At 73.1% G+C, this 24,996-nt stretch carries 25 protein-coding genes; 14 read left to right on the top strand and 11 right to left on the bottom strand.

Annotated features, from left to right (window positions below):
* The first annotated feature begins 2 nt into the window (after nt 1-2).
* From AC3X7R_RS11515 to acs, 4 genes are all read left to right on the top strand, one after another.
* Complete coding sequence (locus AC3X7R_RS11515; protein WP_489965787.1) at nt 3-1,529, top strand: sodium/solute symporter; 1,527 nt, start codon at nt 3-5, stop codon at nt 1,527-1,529.
* A 143-nt stretch (nt 1,530-1,672) separates the two neighbouring features.
* Nucleotides 1,673-2,089, top strand: coding sequence for a DUF485 domain-containing protein (locus tag AC3X7R_RS11510; protein WP_489965786.1), 417 nt, complete (start codon nt 1,673-1,675; stop codon nt 2,087-2,089).
* Nucleotides 2,089-3,684 carry a solute symporter family protein gene (locus AC3X7R_RS11505; RefSeq protein WP_489965785.1) on the top strand — a complete coding sequence of 532 codons (1,596 nt, stop codon included), beginning with the start codon at nt 2,089-2,091 and terminating at the stop codon, nt 3,682-3,684. Before AC3X7R_RS11510 ends, AC3X7R_RS11505 begins: the two co-directional genes overlap by 1 nt.
* Nucleotides 3,685-3,838: 154 nt before the next feature.
* Nucleotides 3,839-5,815, top strand: coding sequence for an acetate--CoA ligase (gene acs, locus AC3X7R_RS11500; RefSeq protein ID WP_489965784.1), 1,977 nt, complete (start codon nt 3,839-3,841; stop codon nt 5,813-5,815).
* A gap of 16 nt (nt 5,816-5,831) precedes the next feature.
* Here the strand turns inward: acs and nhaA are convergent, their stop codons facing one another.
* Nucleotides 5,832-7,259, bottom strand: coding sequence for a Na+/H+ antiporter NhaA (nhaA, locus tag AC3X7R_RS11495; protein WP_489965783.1), 1,428 nt, complete (start codon nt 7,257-7,259; stop codon nt 5,832-5,834).
* 136 nt (nt 7,260-7,395) lie between these two features.
* On the opposite strand from nhaA, the gene AC3X7R_RS11490 reads away from it, so the two are divergent.
* On the top strand, nt 7,396-7,797 hold the full coding sequence (locus AC3X7R_RS11490; protein ID WP_489965782.1) for a phage holin family protein: 402 nt from the start codon (nt 7,396-7,398) through the stop codon (nt 7,795-7,797).
* 27 nt (nt 7,798-7,824) lie between these two features.
* On the opposite strand, the gene AC3X7R_RS11485 is transcribed toward AC3X7R_RS11490, so the two are convergent.
* Genes AC3X7R_RS11485 through nth form a run of 4 tightly spaced genes read right to left on the bottom strand, consistent with a single transcriptional unit; the run spans nt 7,825 to nt 10,976 of the window.
* The gene (locus AC3X7R_RS11485) at nt 7,825-9,000 is read right to left on the bottom strand and encodes a MarP family serine protease (protein ID WP_489965781.1); all 1,176 of its coding nucleotides are present in this window, start codon (nt 8,998-9,000) and stop codon (nt 7,825-7,827) included.
* 4 nt (nt 9,001-9,004) lie between these two features.
* Nucleotides 9,005-9,721, bottom strand: coding sequence for an NUDIX hydrolase (locus AC3X7R_RS11480; RefSeq protein WP_489965780.1), 717 nt, complete (start codon nt 9,719-9,721; stop codon nt 9,005-9,007).
* Nucleotides 9,718-10,266 carry a TlpA family protein disulfide reductase gene (locus AC3X7R_RS11475; RefSeq protein ID WP_489965779.1) on the bottom strand — a complete coding sequence of 183 codons (549 nt, stop codon included), beginning with the start codon at nt 10,264-10,266 and terminating at the stop codon, nt 9,718-9,720. The genes AC3X7R_RS11480 and AC3X7R_RS11475 overlap by 4 nt, the downstream gene beginning before the upstream one ends.
* Nucleotides 10,263-10,976 carry an endonuclease III gene (nth, locus tag AC3X7R_RS11470; RefSeq protein ID WP_489965778.1) on the bottom strand — a complete coding sequence of 238 codons (714 nt, stop codon included), beginning with the start codon at nt 10,974-10,976 and terminating at the stop codon, nt 10,263-10,265. Before nth ends, AC3X7R_RS11475 begins: the two co-directional genes overlap by 4 nt.
* Nucleotides 10,977-11,156: 180 nt before the next feature.
* On the opposite strand from nth, the gene AC3X7R_RS11465 reads away from it, so the two are divergent.
* Nucleotides 11,157-11,834, top strand: coding sequence for a Crp/Fnr family transcriptional regulator (locus AC3X7R_RS11465; protein WP_489965777.1), 678 nt, complete (start codon nt 11,157-11,159; stop codon nt 11,832-11,834).
* A 323-nt stretch (nt 11,835-12,157) separates the two neighbouring features.
* Here AC3X7R_RS11465 and scpC read toward each other — a convergent pair whose 3' ends face one another.
* The 5 genes from scpC to sp36 are packed head-to-tail and all read right to left on the bottom strand — an operon-like array spanning nt 12,158 to nt 16,051.
* Nucleotides 12,158-13,666: a succinyl-CoA:acetate CoA-transferase ScpC gene (scpC, locus tag AC3X7R_RS11460; protein ID WP_489965776.1), complete on the bottom strand. Its 1,509-nt coding sequence runs from the start codon at nt 13,664-13,666 to the stop codon at nt 12,158-12,160.
* A 59-nt stretch (nt 13,667-13,725) separates the two neighbouring features.
* Nucleotides 13,726-14,562 (bottom strand): MBL fold metallo-hydrolase, encoded by an 837-nt coding sequence (locus tag AC3X7R_RS11455; RefSeq protein WP_489965775.1) that lies wholly within the window; start codon nt 14,560-14,562, stop codon nt 13,726-13,728.
* Nucleotides 14,559-15,425: an NUDIX hydrolase gene (locus AC3X7R_RS11450; RefSeq protein WP_489965774.1), complete on the bottom strand. Its 867-nt coding sequence runs from the start codon at nt 15,423-15,425 to the stop codon at nt 14,559-14,561. Before AC3X7R_RS11450 ends, AC3X7R_RS11455 begins: the two co-directional genes overlap by 4 nt.
* 3 nt (nt 15,426-15,428) lie before the next feature.
* Nucleotides 15,429-15,887 (bottom strand): RidA family protein, encoded by a 459-nt coding sequence (locus AC3X7R_RS11445; RefSeq protein ID WP_489965924.1) that lies wholly within the window; start codon nt 15,885-15,887, stop codon nt 15,429-15,431.
* Entirely contained in the window at nt 15,884-16,051 is a 168-nt protein-coding gene (gene sp36 / locus AC3X7R_RS11440) for a Sp36 family protein (RefSeq protein ID WP_489965773.1), read from the bottom strand. Before sp36 ends, AC3X7R_RS11445 begins: the two co-directional genes overlap by 4 nt.
* 75 nt (nt 16,052-16,126) lie before the next feature.
* Between sp36 and AC3X7R_RS11435 the strand changes: the two genes are divergently transcribed.
* The 3 genes from AC3X7R_RS11435 to AC3X7R_RS11425 are packed head-to-tail and all read left to right on the top strand — an operon-like array spanning nt 16,127 to nt 18,731.
* The gene (locus AC3X7R_RS11435) at nt 16,127-17,284 is read left to right on the top strand and encodes a sensor histidine kinase (protein ID WP_489965772.1); all 1,158 of its coding nucleotides are present in this window, start codon (nt 16,127-16,129) and stop codon (nt 17,282-17,284) included.
* Nucleotides 17,281-17,994 carry a response regulator gene (locus tag AC3X7R_RS11430; protein ID WP_489965771.1) on the top strand — a complete coding sequence of 238 codons (714 nt, stop codon included), beginning with the start codon at nt 17,281-17,283 and terminating at the stop codon, nt 17,992-17,994. The genes AC3X7R_RS11435 and AC3X7R_RS11430 overlap by 4 nt, the downstream gene beginning before the upstream one ends.
* Entirely contained in the window at nt 17,991-18,731 is a 741-nt protein-coding gene (locus AC3X7R_RS11425; protein WP_489965770.1) for a hypothetical protein, read from the top strand. The genes AC3X7R_RS11430 and AC3X7R_RS11425 overlap by 4 nt, the downstream gene beginning before the upstream one ends.
* Before the next feature lie 3 nt (nt 18,732-18,734).
* On the opposite strand, the gene AC3X7R_RS11420 is transcribed toward AC3X7R_RS11425, so the two are convergent.
* The gene (locus tag AC3X7R_RS11420) at nt 18,735-19,193 is read right to left on the bottom strand and encodes a hypothetical protein (protein WP_489965769.1); all 459 of its coding nucleotides are present in this window, start codon (nt 19,191-19,193) and stop codon (nt 18,735-18,737) included.
* A gap of 137 nt (nt 19,194-19,330) precedes the next feature.
* Between AC3X7R_RS11420 and AC3X7R_RS11415 the strand changes: the two genes are divergently transcribed.
* Genes AC3X7R_RS11415 through AC3X7R_RS11395 form a run of 5 tightly spaced genes read left to right on the top strand, consistent with a single transcriptional unit; the run spans nt 19,331 to nt 24,992 of the window.
* Nucleotides 19,331-20,101 (top strand): ABC transporter ATP-binding protein, encoded by a 771-nt coding sequence (locus AC3X7R_RS11415; protein WP_489965768.1) that lies wholly within the window; start codon nt 19,331-19,333, stop codon nt 20,099-20,101.
* A 20-nt stretch (nt 20,102-20,121) separates the two neighbouring features.
* Nucleotides 20,122-22,536, top strand: a complete 2,415-nt coding sequence (locus tag AC3X7R_RS11410) for an ABC transporter permease (RefSeq protein WP_489965767.1) — start codon at nt 20,122-20,124, stop codon at nt 22,534-22,536.
* A gap of 50 nt (nt 22,537-22,586) precedes the next feature.
* Nucleotides 22,587-23,087 carry a mycothiol transferase gene (locus AC3X7R_RS11405; RefSeq protein ID WP_489965766.1) on the top strand — a complete coding sequence of 167 codons (501 nt, stop codon included), beginning with the start codon at nt 22,587-22,589 and terminating at the stop codon, nt 23,085-23,087.
* A gap of 9 nt (nt 23,088-23,096) precedes the next feature.
* Nucleotides 23,097-23,594, top strand: coding sequence for a Cys-tRNA(Pro) deacylase (gene ybaK / locus AC3X7R_RS11400; RefSeq protein WP_489965765.1), 498 nt, complete (start codon nt 23,097-23,099; stop codon nt 23,592-23,594).
* Between the two features lie 45 nt (nt 23,595-23,639).
* Nucleotides 23,640-24,992 carry an MFS transporter gene (locus AC3X7R_RS11395; protein ID WP_489965764.1) on the top strand — a complete coding sequence of 451 codons (1,353 nt, stop codon included), beginning with the start codon at nt 23,640-23,642 and terminating at the stop codon, nt 24,990-24,992.
* Nucleotides 24,993-24,996: the final 4 nt, after the last annotated feature.

Raw genomic sequence — 24,996 nt, 5'->3', positions numbered from 1 at the left:
GGGTGATCGACTCCTGGGCCGCGCTCGTCGGGGTGGTGCTGGTCGCCGCGACCACCTTGGCGATCGGCACCTGGGGGTTGCGCTTCTCCCGGACCACCAGCGACTTCATGGTCGCCTCACGCACCGTGCGCCCCGGGCTCAACGCCTCCGCGATCGGTGGGGAGTACCTCTCCGCCGCCTCCTTCCTGGGTGTCGCCGGGCTGGTCCTCACCTTCGGCGCCGACATGCTCTGGTATCCCGTCGGCTGGACCGCCGGCTACCTGGTCCTGCTGGTGCTGGTGGCCGCCCCGCTGCGCCGCTCCGGCGCCTACACGCTCCCCGACTTCGCGGAGGCGCGCCTGCGCTCGCGCAGCGCCCGGGCGGTCTGCTCGGTGCTGGTGGTCGCGATCGGCTGGCTCTACCTGCTGCCGCAGTTCCAAGGGGCCGGCCTGGTGCTGCGCCAGGCGGTGGGGGCGCCTCCGTGGGTGGGCACCCTGGTGGTGAGCCTGGTGGTGCTCGCCAACGTCACCTCCGGCGGGATGCGCTCGATCACCTTCGTCCAGGCGTTCCAGTACTGGTTCAAGCTGACCGCGCTGCTGGTGCCGGCGGCGGTCCTGCTGGTGGTCTGGATCGGGGACGGCGCCGCCAACCCGGCCGACGCCGGTCCTCCCGGCGGCCCGGGGGTCTGGTCGATCCCCTTGGGCGACGGCGGGGCGCAGGGGCTCTACGTCACCTACTCGCTGATCGTCGCCACCTTCCTGGGCACCATGGGGCTGCCGCACGTGGTGGTCCGCTTCTACACCAACCCTGACGGGCGGGCGGCCCGCCGCACGACGCTGGTGGTCCTCGGGCTGCTGGGCCTCTTCTACCTGCTGCCGCCGATCTACGGCGCGCTCGGCCGGGTGTACGCCGCGGAGCTGGCCGACTCCGGCGCCACCGACACCCTGGTGCTCGAGCTGCCGCGGCTGATGCTGCCGGGCGTCGGCGGCGACGTGCTCACCGGGCTGCTCACCGCAGGCGCCTTCGCGGCGTTCCTCTCCACCGCCTCCGGGCTCACCATCGCGGTGGCGGGCGTGCTGGGCCAGGACGTCACCGGCCGGCGGTTCGGGGAGCGGCGGCTCTCCGGGGTGGCCGCCTTCCGGGTCGGCGCGGTGCTCGCGGTCGTCGTCCCCGGGGTGCTGGCGCTGGCCTCGATGGACGTCGGGGTGGCCCGGGTGGTCGGACTCGCCTTCGCGGTCGCGGCCTCGACCTTCTGCCCGTTGCTGGTGCTGGGCATCTGGTGGCGGGGCCTGACCGCGCCCGGCGCGGTGGCCGGTCTCCTCGTCGGGGGCCTCGGCTCGGGGTTCGCCGTCGGCTGGACCCTGCTGACCACCGCGACCGAGGGGTGGCGCACCGTGCTGCTCGGCCAGCCGGCGGCGTGGAGCGTGCCGGCCGCCTTCGCCACCATGGTCCTGGGCAGCCTCGCCACCCGGCGGCGCTCGCGGGTCGACGCGCGACGCTTCATGGTGCGGCTCCACACGCCCGAGAGCCTCCCCCTGGACCGCGGCTGACCGTTCGTCGCGCCGCACCGACCGTTCGGCGACGGCTGCCTCCCGTTGGGCGACGTCCTGCGGTGCCCCTCTCGCGGGACAAGTGTGACCTGCGCCACGGTGGGAGGGATCGCCGCCCGGCGGTCTCCTACGGAGGGAGTCCCGTGAGTCCTCACGACCAGGCCGCGCGCCACGACCCGATCTACGACCATCTGTCCGAGCAACCCGAGTTCGCGCGGCTGCGCCACCTCTACCGCAGGTTCATCATCCCGGCGACCGCCGTCTTCATGGGGTGGTACGCGCTCTACGTGGTGATGTCGATGTTCGCACCCGGCTTCATGAACCACGTGCTCTTCGGCAACATCAACGTGGCGCTGGTCTTCGGGCTGCTGCAGTTCGTCACCACCTTCGGCATCGCCTACCTCTACAGCCAGTACTCCAACAAGCACCTCGACCCGCTGGCCCGCCAGCTCAACGAGGCGTTCGACGCCGACCGGGCGGGCCGGGGCATCACCGGCAGCCCGCGTCCGGGGTACGACGGTCCCGGTCACGACGGTCTCGGCCAGGGAGGGGACGCCTGATGGACGGCAACCAGATCCTCACCGCGGGGCTCTTCCTCGCGGTCGTCGCGCTCACCGTGGCCATCACCTTCTGGGCGAGCCGCCAGACCTCGGGCGCGGCCGACTACTACGCCGGGGGACGTGGCTTCTCCGGCTTCCAGAACGGCCTGGCGATCGGCGGCGACTACATGTCGGCCGCCTCCTTCCTCGGCATCTCCGGGGCCATCGCGCTCTACGGATACGACGGCTTCCTCTACTCCATCGGCTTCCTGGTGGCCTGGCTGGTGGCCCTGCTGCTGGTCGCCGAGGTGCTGCGCAACTCCGGCCGCTACACGATGGCCGACCAGCTGGCCTACCGGATGCGGCAGCGCCCGGTGCGCACCGCCGCCGCGGTGAGCACGGTGGCCGTCTCGATCTTCTACCTGCTCGCCCAGATGGTCGGCGCGGGCGCGCTGGTCGCCCTGCTGCTCGGCGTGGAGGGCGGCTGGGTGAAGAACTTCACCATCTTCGTGGTCGGCGCCCTGATGATCTTCTACGTCACCGTCGGCGGGATGAAGGGCACCACCTGGGTGCAGATCGTCAAGGCCGTCCTGCTGATGACCGGCTCGGCGCTGATCGTGGTCCTGGTGCTGATGAAGTTCGACTTCAACCTCTCCGAGCTGCTCGGTGCCGCCGCCAGCAACAACGGTGCCGGCCAGGCGTTCCTGGAGCCGGGACTGCGCTACGGGGCGGACCCGACCAGCAAGATCGACTTCCTCTCGCTCGGTCTCGCCCTGGTCCTGGGCACCGCAGGCCTGCCGCACATCCTGATCCGCTTCTACACCACGCCGACCTCGCGGGATGCCCGCAAGTCGGTGCTGTGGGCGATCGCGCTGATCGGCACCTTCTACCTCTTCACCCTGGTCCTCGGCTTCGGCGCCGCGGCCCTGATCGACCCCGACGACTTCGACGCGGCGGGCAACCTCGCCGCGCCGCGGCTCGCCGAGGTGGTCGGCGGCGGGGTCGGGACCGTGGGCGGGGCCATCCTGCTCGCCCTGATCGCGGCGGTCGCCTTCGCGACCATCCTGGCCGTGGTGGCCGGGCTGACCCTGACCTCCTCGATGTCGGTGGCCCACGACGTGTGGAACCCGGTCTTCAAGAAGGGGCAGGCCACGGAGGCCGAGGAGATGAAGGTGTCGCGCATCGCGGCGGGGGTGATCGGCCTGGTGGCGATCCTGCTGGCCATCCCGGCGCAGTCGCTCAACATCGCGTTCCTGGTGGCACTGGCCTTCGCGGTGGCCGCCTCCGCCAACCTGCCGGCGATCCTCTACAACATGTTCTGGCGCGGCTTCAACACCCGCGGGGCCGTGTGGAGCATCTACGGCGGTCTCGTCTCGGCCGTCGGCCTGGTGATCTTCTCGCCGGTCTTCTCGGGCAGCGAGACGGCGCTCTTCCCGAACGCCGACTTCGCCTGGTTCCCGCTGCAGAACCCGGGCATCGTCTCGATCCCGCTGGGCTTCCTGCTCGGCTTCGTCGGGTCGATCACCTCCAAGGAGCCGGACGCGGCCGAGCGCTACACCGAGCTGGAGGTGCGGGCGCTGACCGGCGCCGGGGCGGAGCGGGCGGTGGTGCACTGAGCGACCACCTCCACGCAGTTCCCGCGGACGTCATGGGAGGGGGGCGCCCCGGCGCACCTCCCCCATGACGTCCCGGGGGCCGCGTGGGTAGATTCCATCTCCAGCGAGACCCCGATCACACCGATCCGCCACGCGACCCAGGAGCCCACTCCCCATGGCTGACGAGACCCTGTCGAACCTGCTGCACGAGAACCGCCGCTTCGAGCCGCCCGCGGAGCTGGCCGCCCACGCCAACGTGACCGCCGCGGCCTACGAGCGCGCCGCCGAGGACCGGGAGGGCTTCTGGGCCGCCGCGGCGGGGCGACTCGACTGGGGCCGGGGCTGGGACCAGGTGCTCGACTGGAGCAATCCCCCCTTCGCCAAGTGGTTCACCGGGGCGACGATCAACGCCGCGGTCAACTGCGTCGACCGGCACGTCGACGCCGGTCGCGGGGACAAGGTCGCCCTGCACTGGGTGGGCGAGCCCGCCGACGACCACCGCGACCTCACCTACGCCCAGCTCAAGGACGAGGTCTGCCGTGCCGCCAACGCGCTCACCGAGCTCGGGGTGCGCAAGGGCGACCGGGTCGCGATCTACATGCCGATGATCCCCGAGACCGTGGTCGCGATGCTGGCCTGCGCCCGCCTCGGCGCCCCGCACACGGTGGTCTTCGGCGGCTTCTCCGCCGACGCCCTGGCCTCGCGCGTCACCGACTGCGACGCGAAGGTGATCATCACCGCCGACGGCGGCTACCGGCGCGGCAGCGCCTCCGCCCTCAAGCCGGCCGTCGACGAGGCCTGCGTCAAGGCTGCCGAGAACGGGCAGAGCGTGGAGAAGGTCCTGGTGGTCCGGCGTACCGGACAGGACGTCGCGTGGGACGACGAGCGCGACGTCTGGTGGCACGACGTGGTGGACGCCGCCTCCCCCGAGCACACCGCCGAGCTGCACGACTCCGAGCACCCGCTCTACGTCATGTACACCTCCGGCACCACCGGCAAGCCCAAGGGGATCCTGCACACCACCGGCGGCTACCTCGTCGGCACCTCGTGGACCCACCAGGCGGTCTTCGACCTCAAGCCGGAGACCGACGTCTACTGGTGCACCGCCGACGTGGGCTGGGTGACGGGCCACTCCTACCTCGTCTACGGGCCGCTCGCCAACGGCGCCACCCAGGTGATGTACGAGGGCACCCCCGACTCCCCGCACAAGGGCCGCTGGTGGGAGATCGTGGAGAAGTACGGCGTCACCATCTTCTACACCGCCCCCACCGCGATCCGGACGTTCATGAAGCAGGGCGACGACATCCCGGCGAAGTTCGACCTCTCCTCGATCCGGCTCCTCGGGTCGGTCGGTGAGTCGATCAACCCCGAGGCCTACATGTGGTACCGCAAGCACATCGGGGCCGACCAGGCACCCATCGTGGACACCTGGTGGCAGACCGAGACCGGCCAGATCCTCATCTCCCCGCTGCCCGGCGTCACCGCCGGCAAGCCCGGCTCGGCGATGACGCCGCTGCCGGGGATCGTCGCCGACGTGGTCGACGACGAGGCGCGGTCGGTGCCCAACGGCTCGGGCGGCTACCTGGTGCTCAAGGAGCCGTGGCCGGCGATGCTGCGCACCATCTGGGGCGATGACCAGCGGTTCAAGGACACCTACTGGTCGCGCTGGCCGGGCCTCTACTTCGCCGGCGACGGCGCCAAGCGGGACGAGGACGGCGACATCTGGCTGCTCGGCCGGGTCGACGACGTGATGAACGTGTCGGGCCACCGCCTCTCCACCACCGAGATCGAGTCGGCCCTGGTCTCCCACCCCAAGGTCGCGGAGGCGGCGGTGGTCGGTGCCGCCGACGACACCACCGGCCAGGCGGTCTGCGCCTTCGTGATCCTGCGCGACGCGGCGGGCGACGGCGGCGCCGACATCGTCCAGGAGCTGCGCAACCACGTGGCCAAGGAGATCGGCGCGATCGCCAAGCCGCGGCAGATCATGATCGTGCCGGAGCTGCCGAAGACCCGCTCGGGCAAGATCATGCGCCGGCTGCTCAAGGACGTCGCGGAGAACCGGGAGGTCGGCGACGTCACCACGCTCGCCGACTCCACCGTGATGGACCTGATCAAGCAGAAGGAGTCGGGCGCCGCCGCCACCGAGGAGTAGGCGGCGGCTCCCGCCCTCAGTCGGAGCCGGTGGGCGACAGGGCGGGAGCCGGGCCGTCGTCCTCCGGTTCCAGCTCGGGCTCCGCCTCCTTGGGCGAGACGGTCAGCAGCACGATCACCCCGATGACCGCGGCCAGCACCGAGGCGCCCAGGATGCCGACCTTGGCCTCCTCGGTGAGGAGCTGGGCGCCGGGGAAGGAGAGGCCGGCGATGAAGAGACTGACGGTGAACCCGATCCCCGCCACGAGGCCCAGCCCGGCCACCATCGGCCAGGTGGTGCGGTCCGGGAGCCGGCCCAGGCCGATCTTCACCGCGACGAAGCTGAAGAGGACGATGCCCAGCGGCTTGCCGAGCACCAGGCCGGCGGCGATGCCCTGGGCGACGCTCGACTCGACCGCCTCCCCCAGCACGCCGCCGCCGAGGTTGACCCCGGCGTTGGCGAGGGCGAAGACCGGCAGCACGAAGTAGGCCGAGAGCGGGTGGAGCGTCGTCTGCAGGCGCTCGACGACCGGGACCGACTCGTCGAGCAGGAAGCGCAGGTGAACCAGCTCCTCGGAGTCGAGCCGGTGGTCGGCCAGGGCCTGCTGGGCATAGGTGCGGGAGACGTCCTCCTTGAGCAGCGCGACGGCCGGCGTGATCAGGCCGATGGCGACGCCGGCCAGGGTGGCGTGGACGCCCGACTCGAGCATCGCGAACCAGAGCAGCACCCCGACCACGGCGTAGGCCCAGATGGCCCAGATCTTCAGGACCCGCATCAGGACCATCAGCAGCAGGAGGACGCCGGCGAGCGCCAGCCACTCCAGCGCCAGGTCGGCGGTGTAGAAGACGGCGATCACGATGATCGCGCCGATGTCGTCGACGATGGCCAGCGTCAGCAGGAAGAGGCGGGCCGCCGAGGGGATGCGGCGCCCCAGCACCCCGAGCACCCCGACCGCGAAGGCGATGTCGGTGGCCATCGGGATCCCCCAGCCGGAGGAGCCGTCACCGCCCCCGACCACCGCGACGTAGATCAGCGCCGGGACGAGCATGCCGCCGAACGCCGCCACGATCGGCAGCGCGGCGGTCTTGGGGTCGCGCAGGTCCCCGTTGACCAGCTCGTACTTGATCTCCAGCCCGACGACGAAGAAGAAGATCACCATCAGGGCGTCGTTGACCCAGTGCTGGAGGCTCTCGGAGAGCTCGACGACCCCCAGGTCCAGGCTGATCGTGGTGTGCCAGAACGCGTCGTACGACGACGCCGCCGGCGAGTTGGCCCACACCAGGGCCGCCACCGTGGCGATCAGCAGCAGGATCGAGCCCGCCGCCTCGACGCGGAGGAACTCCCGCAGGGGGCGGGCGACCAGCCGGGCCAGCGTCCGGTCGCTCTGGGAGTAGACGGGGCCTGACTGCCAGACGTCATCGTCGGCGAGGCGGCGGCGGTCGTCAGACGGGTTCTTCGAGCTCACGAAGGGCCTTCCAGGGTCGTTGAATCAGCAAGCCGCCGCTCGGTCTCGCGACGGGCCGACCAGACTTCCCGGCACTCCGTCGCCCACCCTAGCAACGGGTCTGTGGCCCGCCGCACGGGTTGTGTAGTGTCGCGCCATGGCAACCGAACCGGTCAACGACACCGATCCCACCATCGGCCGACTGATCAGCGACGCGAGCCGGGACATCTCCACGCTCATCAACAAGGAGATCCAGCTCGCCAAGTCCGAGCTGAAGGTCAGCTTCAAGGCGGGCGGCACCGGGCTCGGGCTCTTCGCCGGCGCCGCCTTCATCGGTCTGCTGGCGGTCATCATGCTCTCGTGGACGCTGGTCTACTTCATCCACTGGGGCGGCAGCGGTCTGGCCCTGCACTGGGCCTTCCTGATCGTGACCGTGCTCTACCTGCTCGTCGCGGGTCTGCTCGCGTTCGTGGGCTACCGCAAGGTGCGCTCGGTGCGGGCACCGGAGCGGGCCATCCACCAGGCTCAGGCGACCAAGGACATCCTCAAGCGCGGCTGACCGCGACGGACCGCGACGGCGCCGGGCTCACCCCGCGCAGTCGCCGGTCTCCACGGCGTCGCTGCTGCGCACCCCCAGGGTCGCGCTCTCCGCGACCTGCGCCGAGGTGAGCGCGTAGCCGGTCTCCTCGTCGGAGACCGAGGCGGCGAAGACCACCGCGACGACCCGGCCGTCGGAGTCCACGACCGGGCCTCCGGAGTTGCCGGGACGCACCAGGGCCCGCAGCGACAGCACCTGCCGGATCACCGCCCCCTCGCCGTAGATGTCGGGCGAACGGAGCCGCTGCTCGGCGCGGACCCGTCCCGTCTGGACGTCGTACGGCCCGTCCTGCGGGTAGCCGAGGACGGCGACCGGCGCCTTGGCCGCGATCTCGGTGCTGAAGCCCAGGGTGGGTAGCCCGTCGGCGGCGAAGGCCAGCACCGCGACGTCGAGGTCCGGGTCGTAGTGAACGACCTCCGCCGGCACCGGACCGCCCGGCAGCACCACCTCGGGCTCGTCGACGGCGGCGACCACGTGGGCGTTGGTCATCAGCCGGCCCGGCGCGTAGTGGAAGCCGGTCCCCTCGATGCCGCGCCCGCAGGCGTTGCTGCCATAGACCTTGAGCACCGCGGGGGCGGCGGCGACCACGTCCGGGTCCTCCAGCATCCGCAGGTCGCCGGCCTCGACGTCGACGATCCGCTCCGGGGCGAACGGCTCGAGGTAGCGCGGGAAGAACGTCGTGCCGACCACGTTGTTGAAGGCCTGGAGCAGCCGGTCGGCGCCGTCGGGCAGGACCGTATCGACCTTGGCCAGCACCGTGGAGCCGCGCACCAGCGGGGTGACCCCGCCGATCCTCGAGCCGGAGATGGCGACGCCCAGCGCCCAGGCCACGATCAGCACGGCCGCGGCGCTCAGCGCCGCGCCACCCACCGCGTCCAGCGCGCGGACGGGCTGCCAGGTGAGGACGTCGCGGATCCGGGCGCCGACGTACTGCATGAGCGCCTGCCCGAGGGAGGCACTGACGATCACGATGAAGAGCGCGCCCAGCGAGACCCACAGCGAGGGGGCGGCGTCCCCCAGCGCCAGCGGGGCCAGCCAGACCCCGATCAGCCCGCCGACCAGGAGGCCGGCCGTGGCGCTGGCTCCGGTGATGAAGCCCTGCCAGTAGCCGGAGAGGGCGTAGGTGGCGGCGATGACCACGAGCACCCAGTCCAGGACGTTCACGCGACTACTCCCGCAGGTTGGTGTTGGGCGCGAGGTCGGCCCGCGCCTGCTCACCTTGCAGCATGCGTGCCGGAAGTTCGCGCATCTGGGACCTGTCCCACTCCGTGCCCCACCCGAGGAACTCGAAGAGCCGGGAGATGATCCCGGCGGTGAACCCCCACAGGATGAGCTCCTTGTCGTCGCCGATGAGGAAGCCGGGGCCGACCCAGCCCGACGGGTGGCGGACGCTGATCCGGTGGGCCGGGTCGAGCAGCTCGGAGATCCGCTCGTGGTGGATGGCGTGCACCTCGTCGGGGCTCACCACGCTCACCTCGCCGCGGTCGCGCCAGTAGCCCAGCACCGGGGTGACGGCGAAGTTGGCCGGCGGCAGCCACAGCTCCGGCAGCTCGCCGAAGACCTCCACCTCCGCGGGCGCGAGCCCGATCTCCTCCCAGGCCTCGCGCAGCGCCGCCTCCACCACCGTCTCCCCCGGGTCGATGTGCCCACCGGGGAAGGAGACCTGGCCGGGCTGGCTGCGCATGTGGTGGGCCCGCTCGGTGAGCAGCACCTCGGGTTCGCCGTCGGCCGACTCGGCGAAGACCATCAGCACCGCACCACGACGGGGGTCGCCGCCGGGCGGCACGACGAACCGGGTCAGGTGGTCGGCGGTCACCTCGTGGCAGCGCTCGACGACGGGGCGCAGCCACTCGGGGAAGCGACCGGGGTCGGGGGTCTCGGTCACGCCACCCCCAGGTGGGTCTCGACGAGCTCCTCGAGGTGCTCGAGATCCCTGATCTCGACGAACTGCTGCGCCACGACCTGCCCCTCGGCGTCGACGAAGGCGAGGAAGGGGAGGCCGCGCAGGTGCGGGAAGGGCGCCGCGCGGTCGAGGTCGCCGTCGAGGTCGGTGTACAGCGGGTAGGTCACCCCGGTCTCCTCGACGAGGTCACGCGCCTTCTGTGCCTGCGGGTCCTGGAAGTCGACGCCGACCACGTCCACCCGGCCGGCGTACTTCTCGGAGAACTCCTGCAGGATCGGCATCTCCTCCCGGCACGGGCCGCACCACGAGGCCCAGAGGTTGACCACGGCCGGGCCCTCCAGGGTCGCCAGCTCGAGCGGCTCCCCGCCGTCGAAGGCGGCCAGCTCGACGGCGGGCAGCGGGGCGGGCAGCGCGTTGGCCTGCTGGCCCGCGGCCTGCTCCGCGTCGTCGCCGCTGCAGCCGGCGAGCAGCCCGAGGGTGAGCAGCAGGGCGGGGAGCGCGCGCCCGCGACGCAGCGCGCGGCTCATGCCGGGCCCTGCGTCTTGACCAGGGCGGCCGCCACGATCGGGTCGGTCGGGCCCTCGCCGTACGACGGGCAGAGCTTGGCCACCGGGCAGGCACCGCACGCCGGCTTCTTGGCGTGGCAGCGCCGGCGACCGTGCCAGATCACCCGGTGGGAGAGCATCGTCCAGTCCTTCTTGGGGAAGAGCGCCGCAACCGCGTGCTCGACCTTGACCGGGTCGGTCTCGGTGGTCCACCCGAAGCGCCGGGCAAGGCGTCCGAAGTGGGTGTCGACGGTGATGCCGGGGACGCCGAAGGCGTTGCCGAGCACCACGAAGGCGGTCTTGCGACCGACGCCGGGCAGGGTGACCAGGTCGTCGAGGCGGCCCGGCACCTCTCCGTCGTACCGCTCGACGATCGCCGCGCTGAGCTTGAGCAGCGCCTCGGTCTTGGCCCGGAAGAAGCCCAGCGGCCCGACGATCCGCTCCAGGTCCTCCCGCGGGGCGGCGGCCATCGCCTTGGGGTCGGGGTAGGCCGCGAAGAGGGTGGGGCGCACCGCGTTGACGCGACGATCGGTGGTCTGGGCGCTCAGCACCGTCACCACCAGCAGCTGGAAGGCGTCGTCGAAGTCGAGCTCGCAGTGGGCGTCGGGATAGGTCTCGGCGAGCACCCGGTGGACCTTGCGGGCACGGCGGACCAAGGCGGTGTCAGGACGGTCGGGTGGGGCGACGGGCACGCGCCCAGGGTACGGGGAGCCGCCGACAGCCCCGCTTCCGGCGACGACCGGGCGGGAGCGTGCCGGGGTCTTGGTCGACCCGGTTCTCCCACTGTGACCCCTACCACGGCTAGGATCGCCGTAGACACCTGTCCAGCGCACTGCTGCAGGGCGGGCCGCAAACCATCCGGAGGATTTCTCGTGGACAACGATGTGCTGCGTCAGGCACCGCTCTTCAGCAGCCTCGACGACGAGGCGGCGAGCGCCCTGCGCAACTCGATGGCCGAGACCAGGCTGCGCCGCGGCGAGGTCCTCTTCCACGAGGGCGACTCCGGCGACCGGCTCTACATCGTGGTCGAGGGCAAGGTGAAGCTCGGCCGCTCGGCCGCCGACGGCCGCGAGAACCTGCTCGCCGTGATGGGCCCCGGGCAGATGTTCGGCGAGCTCTCCCTCTTCGACCCGGGCCCGCGCTCGGCCACCGTCACCGCGGTCACCGACGCCGGGTTCGCCTCCCTCTCCCACGACGACCTGCTCAAGTGGCTCGACGGCCGTCCGATGGTGGCCCGCAGCCTCCTCTCCCAGCTCGCCGGGCGGCTGCGCAAGTCCAACGACGTGGTCTCCGACCTGGTCTTCTCCGACGTGCCCGGCCGGGTCGCCAAGGCGCTGCTCGACCTCGCCGACCGCTTCGGCCGCACCGCCGACGACGGCGTCCACGTGCACCACGACCTCACCCAGGAGGAGCTCGCCCAGCTGGTCGGCGCCTCCCGCGAGACGGTCAACAAGGCGCTCGCCGACTTCGCCTCCCGCGGCTGGATCCGCCTCGAGCCCCGCTCCGTGGTGATCATGGACATCGACCGCCTGGGCCGCCGCGCCCGCTGACCCCTCGCGCTGCTCCCGCCGCGCCGTTCCACCCCGCCGTCTCGCGCGGTCTCGCCGGACGTCATCACCAGCGGTCGCTCCGGCCACCACCCCCGATGACGTCCGGCGGGTGGGCCGGGGACACGGTGGCACCGGACGACGCGCAGCTGGTGATGATGTCGGCGCCGTCCGCCCCTGAGGAGTCCTGGACGAGCCGACGCTCGCCACCGAGCGGCCCGAGTGGCCGGGGGCCTCGGGCTGGTGGCAGCCGTGGGCGTGGGGCCTGCTGCTGGTCGCGGCCGGCGCCGCGGCGTTCCTGCTGCTCCGCCGCCGTACCCGCTAGCTCACATGCTCCCGGTGTCGAGGTAGCGCTGGTGCCAGCTCAGCGCCTCGGAGAGCAGGTGCGGGGTGTGCCGGGCGGTGGGCCGCGCGGCGATCGCCCGGTCCATGTAGTCGGTCAGCCGGTCGCGGTACGTCGGGTGGGCGCAGTTCGCGATCATCCTCCGCGCCCGGTCGTGCGGGGAGAGGCCACGCAGGTCGGCGAGCCCCTGCTCGGTGACGATCACGTGCACGTCGTGCTCGGTGTGGTCGACGTGGCTGGCCATCGGCACGATCGAGGAGATCGCCCCGCCCTTGGCGGTCGACGGTGAGACGAAGAAGTTGAGGTAGGCGTTGCGGGCGAAGTCGCCGCTGCCGCCGATCCCGTTCATCACCGCGGAGCCCATCACGTGGGTGGAGTTCACGTGGCCGTAGATGTCGGCCTCGATCATCCCGTTCATCGCGATCACGCCGAGCCGACGCACCAGCTCGGGATGGTTGGAGATCTCCTCGCTGCGCAGCAGGATGCGGCCCTTGTAGTGGTCGATCCCGTCCATGAACCGCTGGACCCCGGCGTTGGAGAGGCCGAACGAGGTGGCCGAGGCGAAGCGCAGCGTGCCGTTGTCGAGCAGGTCGAGCATGCCGTCCTGGATCACCTCGGTGTAGGCGACCAGGTCGGTGAACTCGCTGCCGCCGAGGCCAGCCAGCACGGCGTTGGCGACGTTGCCGACGCCCGACTGCAGGGGCAGCAGCTCCGGCGGCATCCGGCCGGCGGCGACCTCGTGACGCAGGAAGTCGAGCACGTGGCCGGCGATCGCCTCGGAGACGGCGTCGGGGGCGGTGAAGTCGCTGTTGCGGTCGGGCGACCTGGTCTCCACCACCGCGACGACCTTGGCCGGGTCGACCCGCAGGTAGGGCTCGCCGATCCGGTCGGTGGGGTCGTCGAGCGGGATCGGCAGCCGGTGCGGGGGCAGCGCCGTCTTGTAGTAGACGTCGTGGAACCCCTCGAACTCCCGGGGCTGCCAGTGGTTGACCTCGAGGATCACCTTGTCGGCGCGGTCCAGCCAGGTCTTGTTGTTGCCGATCGAGCTGCTCGGCACCAGCATCCCGTCGGGCAGCACCGCGGTCACCTCGACGACGGCGACGTGCAGGTGGCCGTAGAAGCCGAACCACATGTGCGGCGCCGAGTGGCTCAGGTGCGCGTCGACGTAGTCGACCTCGCCGGCGTTGATCAGCGCCCGCAGCGTCGGGTCGGAGTTGTAGGGCAGCCGCTGCGAGATGCCGCGCGCCTCGGCGAGCACCCCGTCGGCGTCCGGCGCGGTGGAGGCACCGGTCCAGAGGCCGACCTGGAACTCCTCGCCCCGGGCGTGGGCCGCCTGCATCCGGGCGGCCAGCGCGGCGGGGACCGCCTTGGGGTAGCCGGCGCCGGTGAACCCGCTCATCCCGACGTTGTCGCCCGGGCGGATGTGCGCCACCGCCTCCTCCGCCGAGACGACGCGGGAGAGGAGGAGGGGGTCGGTGATCCGGGAGCTCACCGGTCGATCATGGCAAACCGCGCAGAGCCCGGGGACGCTGCCCCCGTCCTCACGGAGAGTCAGCGCGAGGCCAGGTGGGCGAGCTGGGCGCGCACCGAGAGCTCCGCCGCCCCCCACAGCACCGGGTCCACGTCGGCGTAGACCCGCTCCACGATGCTGCGCGGCGTCACCGTGGCGCCACTGCCCGGGGCGAGGTCGAGCTCGGTCAGGGCCACGGCGAGGGTCGGCTGCTCGGCGAGGTCGAGCAGCGCCTGCTCGACCTGGGCGAGCCGCTGGCGCCGGTGGGCGATGTAGAAGTCCAGGGCACCGAGCGCGTCCTCGATCACCGGCCCGTGACCGGGCCAGATCGTCTGCGCCTCGCGGGTGTCCGCCAGGGCGTGCAGCCGGTCGAGGGAGTCCAGGTAGGCGCCCAGCTCCCCGTCGGGGTGGGCCACGACGGTGGTGCCCCGGCCCAGGACGGTGTCGCCGGTCAGGATCGCCCGGTCGGCCGGCACCAGGAAGGAGAGGGAGTCGGAGGTGTGTCCGGGGGTGGCGACCACGTGCACCTCGAGGCCGTCGACCTCCACCACGTCGCCGTCGCCCAGCCCCTCGGAGCCCAGCCGGTGCGCCGGGTCGAGCGCCCGGACGCCGCACCCCATCCGCTGGGCGAACTCCTTGGCCGCCTCGCTGTGGTCGAGGTGGTGGTGGGTCAGCAGCACCACGCCGACCTGCTCGGCGTACGACGCCACCTGGTCGAGGTGGCTGAGGATCGACGGTCCGGGATCGACCACCACCGAGCGCGCGGCGCCCGGCTCACGGAGCACCCAGGTGTTGGTGCCGTCCAGCGTCATCGCGTTGGCGTTGGGGGCGAGGACGCAGCGCGCCCGCTCGCCGAAGGCGCCCCCCGCCCAGGTCACCGGGACCGTCCGGCCGCACGCCCGCTGAGCAGCTCGACGTAGTCGGGGTGGGCCGAGAGCACCCACTCCCCGCCCTCCTGCTGCAGCTCGGGGGTGAACATCTCGACGGTGCGTCCGCGCGAGCCGGCGAGGACGGCGTCCGGGTCGGCGTACTGCGTGAGGTCGAGGCAGGTGAGGTAGGTGGGCGGCAGCATCCCGATCTCCTGGTCGTCGACCCGGCGCACCGCCTCGGAGGCCGAGACCCAGCGCACCGAGGAGGCCTCGGTGCCGACGTGCCTGGTCACCTGCCCGGCGGGCAGCGTGGCGACGAAGAACCAGGTCCGGTAGCGGCGCGGCTCGAACTCGGGGGTCAGCCACCCCGACCAGGCGCCCAGCAGGTCGCTGCGGAGCACCAGCCCCCGGCGCACCAGGAAGTCGCTGAAGTGGAGGTCGCGCGCCTCCAGGGCGACCCGGTCGGCCTCCCAGTCGTCGCCGGTGGTGTCGTCGACCACGGTCTCGGCCGTCGGGCCGGCCAGCAGCACCCCGGACTCCTCGAAGGTCTCCCGGACCGCCGCGCAGACCAGCGCCCGCGCCTTCTCCTCGTCGACGCAGAGCCGCTCGGCCCACTCGGCGGGGGACGGTCCGGCCCAGCCCACGGCCGGGTCGTCGTCGCGGGGATCGACCCCGCCGCCGGGGAAGACGCACATGCCGCCGGCGAAGGCCATCGTGGTCTGGCGGCGGAGCAGGTAGAGGTCCGGCTCACCGTCACCCGGGCGCATCAGCACCACGGTGGCGGCGTCGCGGGGCTCGGCTGGCGTCGCCTCACCGTCGCGGTACCGCAGCGCCTGGGCGACCAGCTGCTCGGGCAGCGCGATGTGCTGCACCGCTCAGACCTCCACCATGATCTCGATCTCGACCGGCGCGTCCAGCGGCAGGACGGGGACGCCCACCGCGGAGCGGGCGTGCACGCCCGCGTCGCCGAAGACCTGTCCGAGCAGCTCCGAGGCACCGTTGGCCACCTGCGGCTGCCCGGTGAAGTCGGGGGTCGAGGCGATGAACGCGACCACCTTGACCACCCGCTTCACCAGCGAGAGGTCGTCGATCTCCGCCTTCACCGCGGCGATCGCGTTGAGCACGCACTGCTGCGCGCACTCCACGGCCTGCTCGGGGGTCACCTGGTCGCCGACCTTGCCGGTGGCGATCAGCCGGCCGTCGCGCATCGGCAGCTGGCCGGAGGTGAGCACCAGCGAGCCGGTGCGGACCGCCGGGACGTAGGCCGCCACCGGCTTGGCCACCTCCGGGACGGCGAGACCGAGCTCAGCGAGCCGCTCCTCGGGGTGCATCAGCCGGCGCTCCCACCGAGGGGGCGCTTGAAGAAGCCCACGTAGTTGTCGGGCGTCGGGCCGGGCATCAGCTGCACCAGCTCCCAGCCGTCGTGCCCGAAGTTGTCAAGGATCTGCTTGGCGGCGTGGTTGAGGATCGGCGCCGTGAAGTACTCCCACTTGGTCATGGGGGGACCTTACCCGCGCACAGATCCTCCTCCGGTCTGACGTGTGGCGGCCCGTCGCCAACTACGTTGACCGGCATGGACCAGCCGACCACCCGCGCGCCCTGGCGGCTGGGGCCACGGGGGCGGCGCTACTTCGACCGGCTGCTGGTCGCCGGTCTCCTCCTGCCCGTCCTGGTGATCGCCGTCTCCGGAGCGGACCCCTGGTGGACGATCCTGGGGGTCGCCCAGCTCGTGCCGCTGTGGTGGCGGCGCGGCCACCCGCTCGCGGCCTTCGCCACCGTGGCCGTGGCGTCGGCGTGCCAGGTGCTGGTGATCGACTCCCCCCTCTGGAGCCAGCTGGCCTTCCCAGTGGCGCTCTACTCGGTGGCCCGCTTCGGGACCGCGGCCGGAGCCTGGGCGGCCCTCGGCGTCAGCGTCGCCGCGGCCGCGGTCGCGACCGTCGACTGGAGCTTCTCGCTGGACCTGACCTGGTCCACCCTGCTGCCCAACTTCCTCAGCATCAGCGCGATGGTCGTCACCTCGTGGGCGCTCGGCACCGTGGGCCGCACCCGCGAGGCGCACGTGGCCACCCTGCTCGAGCGAGCCGAGCAGGCCGAGCGGATCGCGGAGCGCGAGGTGCAGCTGGCCGCGCAGGACGAGCGCTCGCGGATCGCCCGCGAGATGCACGACGTGGTCGCGCACGGTCTCTCCGTCATCGTGGTGCAGGCCGACGGTGCCAGGTACGCCGCGGAGAAGGACCCCGAGGTGGCGGTGCGCACACTGGAGACCATCGGCAGCACCGGTCGCGAGGCGCTGACCGAGATGCGCCGACTCCTGGGGCTGCTGCGCTCCGGGGACTCCGGCGTCCGCCCGCAACCGGGGCTGACCGACCTGCCGCACCTGGTCGACGAGGCGCGCGCGGCGGGGATGGACCTCGAAGCGCGGCTCCCGGATCCGGAGCTTGCCGGGACGGTGCCCGAGGGGGTCGGGCTGGCGGCGTACCGGATCGTCCAGGAGGCGCTCACCAACGTCCGCAAGCACGCCGGTCCCGCGGCCTCGGTCCGGGTCGCCGTCGAGGTCGGCCGCGAGGTGCTGGTGGAGGTCTGCGACGACGGGCGCGGCGCGGCCGCACCCCAGGGGGACGGCCACGGCCTGGTCGGGATGCGGGAGCGGGCGGCCGTGCACGGGGGGTCGGTGCAGGCCGGCCCGGCTCCTGGCGGCGGGTTCGAGGTGCGTGCGAGGATCCCCCGGTGAGCTCTGCGCGGGTGTCGACCGGTGCGACCGGTGCGTTCACGGCGGCCGGGGCGCCGATCCGGGTCTTCCTGGTCGACGACCAGCAGATGGTCCGCGCCGGCTTCCGGATGCTGGTGGAGAGCCAGGACGACATGGTCGTGGTCGGGGACGCCGGCGACGGCGGCGAGGCGCTGCAGCAGCTCGCGGTCACCGCGGCCGACGTGGTGCTGATGGACGTGCGGATGCCGCGGATGGACGGCGTGGAGGCGACCAGGCGACTGGCCGGCACGCCGGAGGGTCCGCGGATCATCGTGCTGACCACCTTCGACCTCGACGAGTACGCCTTCGCCGCCATCCGCGCCGGCGCCTCGGCGTTCCTGCTCAAGGACGCCACCCCGCCCGACCTGCTCGGGGCGATCCGGGCGGTGCACGCCGGTGATGCGGTGGTCGCGCCGAGCACCACCCGGCGGCTCCTCGACCACTTCGCCGCCCTGCCCGAGCCGGGCGCCGCGGCACCGGGCGACGACCGGCTCGCCGCCCTCACCGAGCGCGAGCGCGAGGTGCTCGGGCTGGTGGCCCGCGGCCGGACCAACCCCGAGATCGCCGCCGACCTGGTGGTCGCCGAGACCACGGTCAAGACGCACGTGGGCCGGATCCTGGCGAAGACCGGGTCCAGGGACCGGGTGCAGCTGGTGGTGCTCGCCTACGAGACCGGCCTGGTCACGCCGTGACCGGCACGGTCGGGACGACGACCGCCCCCTCGCAGGCGGCGTCGGACCGGCACGGGGCGACCACGGGCCGGTGGGCGGCTCGGCTGCTCCTGGCCGCGTGGGTGCTGCTGGTGGTCTGGCTCAGCCTGGTCGGGGTGCGACCCGCAACCCTGGAGAGCCTGGAGTCGGACCTCCGCTCGGGGAAGGTCGAGCGGGTGGAGGTCGTGGGCGGTCTCCAGCCGGGGTCGACGGGGTACGCCGGCGTCCAGCTGGTGTGGCGCGCCGGCTGGACCGTGCGGGAGGCATCGGCGATCGAGGCCACCCCGGGCCGCCAGGCCCAGCAGGCCCAGCAGGCCCAGCAGCAGCAGGACGGACCACGGGTCCGTGTCGTCGAGCCCGGCCTGGCCGACCGGATGGCCACCCTCGACCCGGACGTGCAGGTCGTCGAGGTGGGCCACCGCACCGCTCACGCGCTTCTCTTCGGCTGGCGCACGCCGATGTGGTCGCTCTTCGTGCTCCTGGTCCTCTGGCTCGGCACGTTCGCGGCGGTGCGGCTGCAGGCCAGCCCGCAGCGGGCCACCCGCGCGGCCTGGACCTGGCTGGTGCTGCTGGGCGGTCCGGTCGGCTCGGTGGCCTACCTGGTGCTCGGGGGCGCCGCGGCCGTGCTGCCGGCACCCCGGAGCCCACGCCGGCTCACCGGGGGCTGGGCGTTCCTGCTCGCGCTGCTGATCATGGCTGCGAGCAACCCGGAGGTGTGAGCCTCAGGCGCTGTGGTCGTCCTCGGCCGGGTCCGGCGTGACGTCGACCATCTCGTCGGCGTCGACCGCGGTCTTCTTCTCGGCCTCTCGACGCTCTCCCCACTTCTCCAGGGCGGTCATGCCCAGGGTCGCCGCGGTGCCGGCCACGGCGAGCACCACGCGGGGCCGCTTCACCCCGCGCCGGGCCAGCCAGTCGACCGAGGCGGCGTCCAGCCTCTCGGCGCCGCCGAAGGTCCCGTAGACCACCGCGGCGATCCCGCCGGCGATCGCGGCGCGGGCCGGCGGCGGGAGCAGCACGTCCTCCTCCATCTGCCCCGTGGCGGCGTAGCCACCCACCCCGACGAAGGCGGTGGCCCCGAGCCGGTAGGCACGGCGCATCCGCGGGGAGAGGCGGCGGGGGTCGATCAGGGTGGCGGCCCCGGTGGCGGCGGCGGTGAGGACGTCCTGGCGGTTCAGCAACATGCGGGCGAGGCTAGCGAACCGCTCCAGCCGTCCTCCCCAGGTCGTACGCCGGGTCCCCGGCGTCCGCCCCTCGTCGTACCCCGCGTTCGCCCCGCGGGCCGACGGAACGCGGCCGGATCCGCGGCAGCCTGGTCACCATGACCACCACTGAGCACTCCGACCTCGCGGGACCGGCCCGGACCCAGCTGGCCGCGACCGCCCGCGGGCTGACCAAGACCTACGGCCACGCCGACCACGCCGTGCACGCGCTGCGCGGTGTCGACCTCGATCTCCCCGCCGGGCGGTTCACCGCGATCATGGGGCCGTCGGGCTCCGGGAAGTCGACCCTGATGCACTGCCTGGCCGGCCTCGACGCCGCCACCAGCGGCACCGTCTCGGCCGCCGGCCGCGAGCTGGCCGGGATGGACGACACCGAGCTCACGCTCTTCCGCCGCGAGCACATCGGCTTCGTCTTCCAGGCCTTCAACCTGCTGCCGATGCTCACCGCCGGCCAGAACATCCTGCTGCCGCTCGAGCTCGCCGGGCGCCCCGTCGACCGGGAGCGCTACGACGCGGTGGTCGGCGTCCTCGGCCTCGCCGACCGGCTCGGCCACCTGCCCAGCCAGCTCTCCGGCGGTCAGCAGCAGCGGGTCGCGATCGCCCGGGCGCTGGTGACCCAGCCCGACATCGTCTTCGCCGACGAACCCACCGGCAACCTCGACAGCGAGGCCAGCGCCGAGGTGCTCGGTCACCTGCGCCGCTCGGTGCGCGAGCTTGGGATGACCGTGGTGATGGTGACCCACGAGCTCGACGCCGCGGCGTACGCCGACGACGTGGTGGTCATCCACGACGGCGCGATCAGCGCCCACCTGGTCGACCCCGGCCAGGACGAGCTCATCACCGCGCTGCGCCGCAAGGTCCGGCAGTGAGCCGCGGCAGGGGCACGGGCATGCGGACCGTGCTGCTGGCCTCGCTGCGCCACCACACCCGCCGGTACGTCGCCTCCGCCGTGGCCGTGGTCATCGGCGTCACCTTCATCATGGTCACCAACGGGGTCTCCAGCGCGATGCGCGAGGGCCTGACCGCCGACGTCGGGGCACCCTTCGAGAACGTCGAGGTGGTCCTCGGCTACGTGGGCAACGAGGACACCGCCCGGCTGATGAGCCACGCCGCCGAGCGGGGCATCCCGGCCGCCACCCACGGCTATGCGACGGAGCGGGTCACCCGCGACGGGGTGATCCTGGGCGACGACGTCCAGATCTCCGAGGCGCCGCTCGAGGAGAGCCTGCAGTGGCTCGACCTCAAGGCCGGCCGGCAGCCGGCCGCCCCCGGCGAGGCGGTGGCGGACCACAACGCCGCGAAGCAGGAGGGCCTGACGGTCGGCGACACGCTGGTCGTCGGGTCAGGCCGCGACACCGTCGAGATCGAGGTGGTCGGACTGGTCGACACCCCGGCCATGACCAGCGCCGCGCTCTACCTCCCGTGGGCCGACCTGAGCCGGTTCGACGAGTCGCTGTGGGTCGACGCGATCGCCTGGGGCGGCACCGCCGAGGAGGCCGAGCGGGTCGCCAGGGACGTGGAGGTGTGGAGCACCCCCGACTACGTGGCCCAGCGACAGGCCGAGATCGTCCGCGGCGTCGACTACCTGGCGATCATGGCGCTGCTCTTCGTTGCGATCGCCCTCTTCGTGGCGGTGATGGTGATCGCCAACACCTTCTCCATCCTCTTCGCCCAGCGGATGCGCGACTTCGCCCTGCTCCGCTGCGTCGGGGTCACCCGCCGCCAGCTGCGCCGCTCGATCCGGCTGGAGGCGCTGGCCCTCGGGCTGGTCTCCTCCGCGGGCGGGGTGCTGCTCGGCATGCTGGCCGGGACCGGCGTGGTGGCGCTGATCAGCCGCTGGTTCCCGGCGATCGGCTCCCCGTCCTTCGGGCCCGGCTGGGTGGTCGGCTCGGTGGTGGTCGGCACCCTGGTCACCGTGGCCGCGGCCTGGGTGCCCACCCGGGCCGCCACCCGGGTCGCCCCGCTGGCCGCGCTGCGACCCGACACCGGGGTCGAGGTCGCCTCGCGGGCCGGCCTGGTGCGCCTGGGGATGGCGGCGCTCGCGCTGGTCGGCGGCACCGCACTGCTCGCCGTCGCGGTGGCCCAGCACGAGCTGGTCCCGATGTTCGCCGGCGGCACGGTGACCTTCCTCGGTGTGCTGCTGCTGGGGCCGGTGCTGGTGCCCGCGCTGATCCGGCTGACCGGCCGGCTGATGGGCGACGGGCCGGTGCGCCGGCTCGCCACCGGCAACGCGGTGCGCAACCCGCGGCGTACGGCGACCACGGCCGCCTCCTTGCTGGTCGGGGTCACCTTGACCACCGCGGTGCTCACCGGGCTGCACAGCTCGCGGGCGATCGTCGACGAGGAGATGGACCTCTCCAACCCGGTGGACGCGGTGCTCACCGCCGTCGACCAGCCGCTGGCGGACGACACCGCGACCCGCGCCGCGGCCCTCGAGGGGGTGCGGGAGGCGGTCCTCCTGCCCGGCACCACCGCCGAGGTGGTCGGCGCCGGGGAGGTCTCGCTGGTCGCGGTGGGCGACGTCGCGGTGGCGCGCGACCCGTCGAGGCTGACCCCGGACGACGGGGTGGTCTACCTGCCCTTCGACGTGCTCAACACCCTCGACCCGCGGGGCACGAAGCAGCGGGCGGAGGACGGCACGGTGACCGTCCGGGTCGGGGACCGCGAGCTCGACCTCCAGGTGGAGGGCGGCAGCGGCTGGGGGCCGGCCGGCCTGGTCTCGGACGCCACCTTGTCGGAGCTCGCGCCCGAGCAGGTGCCCTCGGCACTGTGGGTCCGCGCCGAGGACGGGGCCGACCCCGAGGACCTGCGGGGCGACCTCGCGCTGCTCGCCTCGACCACCGGCGCCGACCTGCTCGACAGCCACTCCGAACGGGTCTGGGTCGGCCAGCAGATCGACGTGCTCACCGGTGCCGTGGTCGGCCTGCTCGGGATCGCGGTGGTGATCGCCCTGGTCGGCATCGCCAACACCCTGGGCCTCTCGGTGCTCGAGCGCGGCCGGGAGAACGCGCTGCTGCGGGCCATGGGCCTCACCCGCGCCCAGCTGCGCCGGGCGATGGCCGTCGAGGGACTCCTGCTCTCGCTGGTCGCCACCGTGCTCGGCACCGCGATCGGCCTGACCTTCGCCTGGGTCGCGGTCCAGGTGATGGTCGGTCAGGTGGCCGACGAGATCGGCTTCGCCGTCCCGGCGTTCCAGCTGGCCGCGGTGGTCGCGGTGGCGGCGCTGGCGGGGCTCGCCGCCTGTGTGCTGCCGGCCAGGCGAGCCAGCCGGGTCGCGCCGGCCGCCGGGCTCGCCCTGGAGTAGCAGGGAGCAGTGGGTGACGCGGGGACGGGGGCGGGTCTAGCGTGCAGAGCATGTGGACCGCCCTCGTCACCGACCTCTTCGGCCGCACCCACGAGTCGTGGCACGACCACCTCTCCGGTCTCTCCCCCGAGACGCTCGTGGCCCGTCCCGGGCCCCACGCCAACCCGGTCGGGTGGATCGCCTGGCACGCGCTGCGCGTGCAGGACGACCACCTGGCCGGTCTCGTCTCCGGCACCCAGGTGTGGCACCAGGGCTGGGTGGAGCGGTTCGCCCTCCCCTACGACCGCGACGCCCACGGCTACGGCCAGAGCGCCGCGGAGGTGGGGCGGTTCCGGGCGGACGCCGAGCAGCTGCTGGGCTACGCGGACGCCGTGCACGCCCGCACCCTGGAGATCCTGGAACAGCTCGCCGACGACGACCTGGAGCGGGTCGTGGACGACTCCTGGGACCCGCCCGTCACCCTCGGCGTCCGGCTGGTCAGCGTGGTCAACGACGTCACCCAGCACGTCGGCCAGGTCGGCTACGCGTTGGGGATGCTGGAGGGGTCCTAACCTCTGCCCATGGCGAAGAAGGCGGGCGGCGGCACCCCGGCAACCGACGTGCTCGAGGCGGCCGGGGTGGCGCACGCGCTGCACCCCTACACCCACGACCCGCGCGCGGCGTCCTACGGGATGGAGGCGGCGGAGGCGCTGGGGGTGGACCCGCAGCGCGTCTTCAAGACCCTGCTGGTCGACGTGACGACCGCCCGCGGCACCGAGCTGGCGGTGGGCGTCGTCCCGGTCTCCACCAAGCTCGACCTCAAGGCGATCGCCGCCGCGCTGGGTGGCAAGAAGGCGACGATGGCGGACCCGGCCGTCGCGTCCCGGACGACCGGCTACGTGGTGGGCGGCATCTCCCCGCTGGGCCAGCGGACCCTGCTGCCGACGGTGGTCGACGAGAGCGCGATCCTGCACGAGACGATCCTGGTCTCCGCCGGCAAGCGGGGCCTCGACGTCGAGCTCGCGCCGGACGACCTGGTCGCGCTGCTGGGGGCGTCGTACGCCGCCATCTCCCGCTGATCGCCCGCTGAGAGGCAGCCCTCCGGCACCGCCTACCCTCCACGGGTGAGCACCACCCCGGCCCCGGACACCGGCGGCATCCTCTCCCCGGCGTACCTCGCCACCACCGTCGCGGCGTTCGGCCTGATCGCGATCGTCGCCTTCGAGTCGCTGGCGGTCACCACGGTGATGCCGGAGGTGGCCGAGCGGCTGGACGGCGTCGGGCTCTACGCCCTGGCCTTCGCCTCCCCGCTGGCGAGCAGCGTCATCGGCATGGTCGCGGCGGGCATGTGGAGCGACCGCCGGGGGCCGACCGTGCCGCTGGTGGCCGCCCTGCTCGCCCTCTCCGCCGGGCTGGTGGTCTGCGGGACGGCGCCGACCATGGAGGTGCTGGTCGCCGGCCGGGTGCTGCAGGGTCTCGGCGGGGGTGCCGCGACCGTGGTGCTCTACGTGGTGGTCGGGGTCCTCTACCCGCCGCGGCTCCAGCCGGCGATCTTCGCGAGCTTCGCCGCCGCCTGGGTGCTGCCGGCCCTCTTCGGCCCCTACCTGGCGGCGCTGGTCGCCGACGCGTTCGGCTGGCGCTGGGTCTTCCTCGGCGTGGTGGCCCTGATCCTGCTGGCGCTGGTGGTGCTCCTGCCCACGCTGCGCACCGCGCCGGCGGGCAACGAGCACGCCGACCGGGTCCCCCTCTCCCGACTGGCCTGGGCCGTGGTGGCCGCGGTGGCCGCGCTCGGGGTGAAGCTGCTCGACTCCTCCCTCCCGCTGGCCGGGGGCTGCCTGGTCGTGGTGGTGCTGGCGCTCGGGCGGCTGATGCCGGCCGGGACCCTGCGGCTGGCCCGCGGCCTGCCCTCGGTGATCGCCACCCGAGGCCTGATGAGCGCGGGCTTCTTCTGCGCCGAGGCCTACATCGTCTTCGTGCTCAAGGAGCGCTGGGGCATCGCCGCGGCGACCGCCGGGCTGGCGCTCACCGGGGTCGGCGTGGTCTGGGCGGCCGCCAGCCAGGTGCAGTCGCGGCTGCCGAAGGTCTCGCACACCCGCGCCCTGGTGATCGGCACCTCGGGGGTGCTCCTCGGCGTCTGCCTGGTCACGCTGGTGATCCAGCTCGAGGCCCCGGCGCCGCTGGCGATGCTCGCCTACGTCTTCGCCGGCGCCGGCATGGGGTTCGGCTTCCCGCGGCTCGGCGTGGCGATGCTCCAGCACTCCACCGAACGCGACCGGGGCGCCAACTCCTCGGCGCTGGCGGTCGCGGACTCGCTCGGGGCGGCGCTCGCGCTCTCGGTCACCGGTGTGGTCTTCGCCCGCACCGACGGGTCGGCGCTGGACCCGTTCGTCGCGGTCTACCTGGTGGCGATCCTCTGCTCCGCGGGCGCGGTGGCGGCCGCCTCCCGGACCGCCTCCCCCGGCGCCGTACGCCGCTGACGGC

The sequence above is a fragment of the Nocardioides sp. Z22_16 genome, assembly GCF_058134365.1.
This window is presented reverse-complemented; position numbering and strand designations above follow the sequence as displayed.

Bases quoted from the DNA above. Each gene is read 5' to 3' on its own strand.
- ybaK (WP_489965765.1), top strand. From the start codon at position 23,097: ATGGCGAAGAAGGCGGGCGGCGGCACCCCGGCAACCGACGTGCTCGAG.
- AC3X7R_RS11505 (WP_489965785.1), top strand. From the start codon at position 2,089: ATGGACGGCAACCAGATCCTCACCGCGGGGCTCTTCCTCGCGGTCGTC.
- AC3X7R_RS11410 (WP_489965767.1), top strand. From the start codon at position 20,122: ATGCGGACCGTGCTGCTGGCCTCGCTGCGCCACCACACCCGCCGGTAC.
- AC3X7R_RS11405 (WP_489965766.1), top strand. From the start codon at position 22,587: ATGTGGACCGCCCTCGTCACCGACCTCTTCGGCCGCACCCACGAGTCG.
- sp36 (WP_489965773.1), bottom strand. From the start codon at position 16,051: ATGACCAAGTGGGAGTACTTCACGGCGCCGATCCTCAACCACGCCGCC.
- AC3X7R_RS11475 (WP_489965779.1), bottom strand. From the start codon at position 10,266: ATGAGCCGCGCGCTGCGTCGCGGGCGCGCGCTCCCCGCCCTGCTGCTC.
- AC3X7R_RS11490 (WP_489965782.1), top strand. From the start codon at position 7,396: ATGGCAACCGAACCGGTCAACGACACCGATCCCACCATCGGCCGACTG.
- AC3X7R_RS11415 (WP_489965768.1), top strand. From the start codon at position 19,331: ATGACCACCACTGAGCACTCCGACCTCGCGGGACCGGCCCGGACCCAG.
- AC3X7R_RS11435 (WP_489965772.1), top strand. From the start codon at position 16,127: ATGGACCAGCCGACCACCCGCGCGCCCTGGCGGCTGGGGCCACGGGGG.
- acs (WP_489965784.1), top strand. From the start codon at position 3,839: ATGGCTGACGAGACCCTGTCGAACCTGCTGCACGAGAACCGCCGCTTC.
- AC3X7R_RS11420 (WP_489965769.1), bottom strand. From the start codon at position 19,193: ATGTTGCTGAACCGCCAGGACGTCCTCACCGCCGCCGCCACCGGGGCC.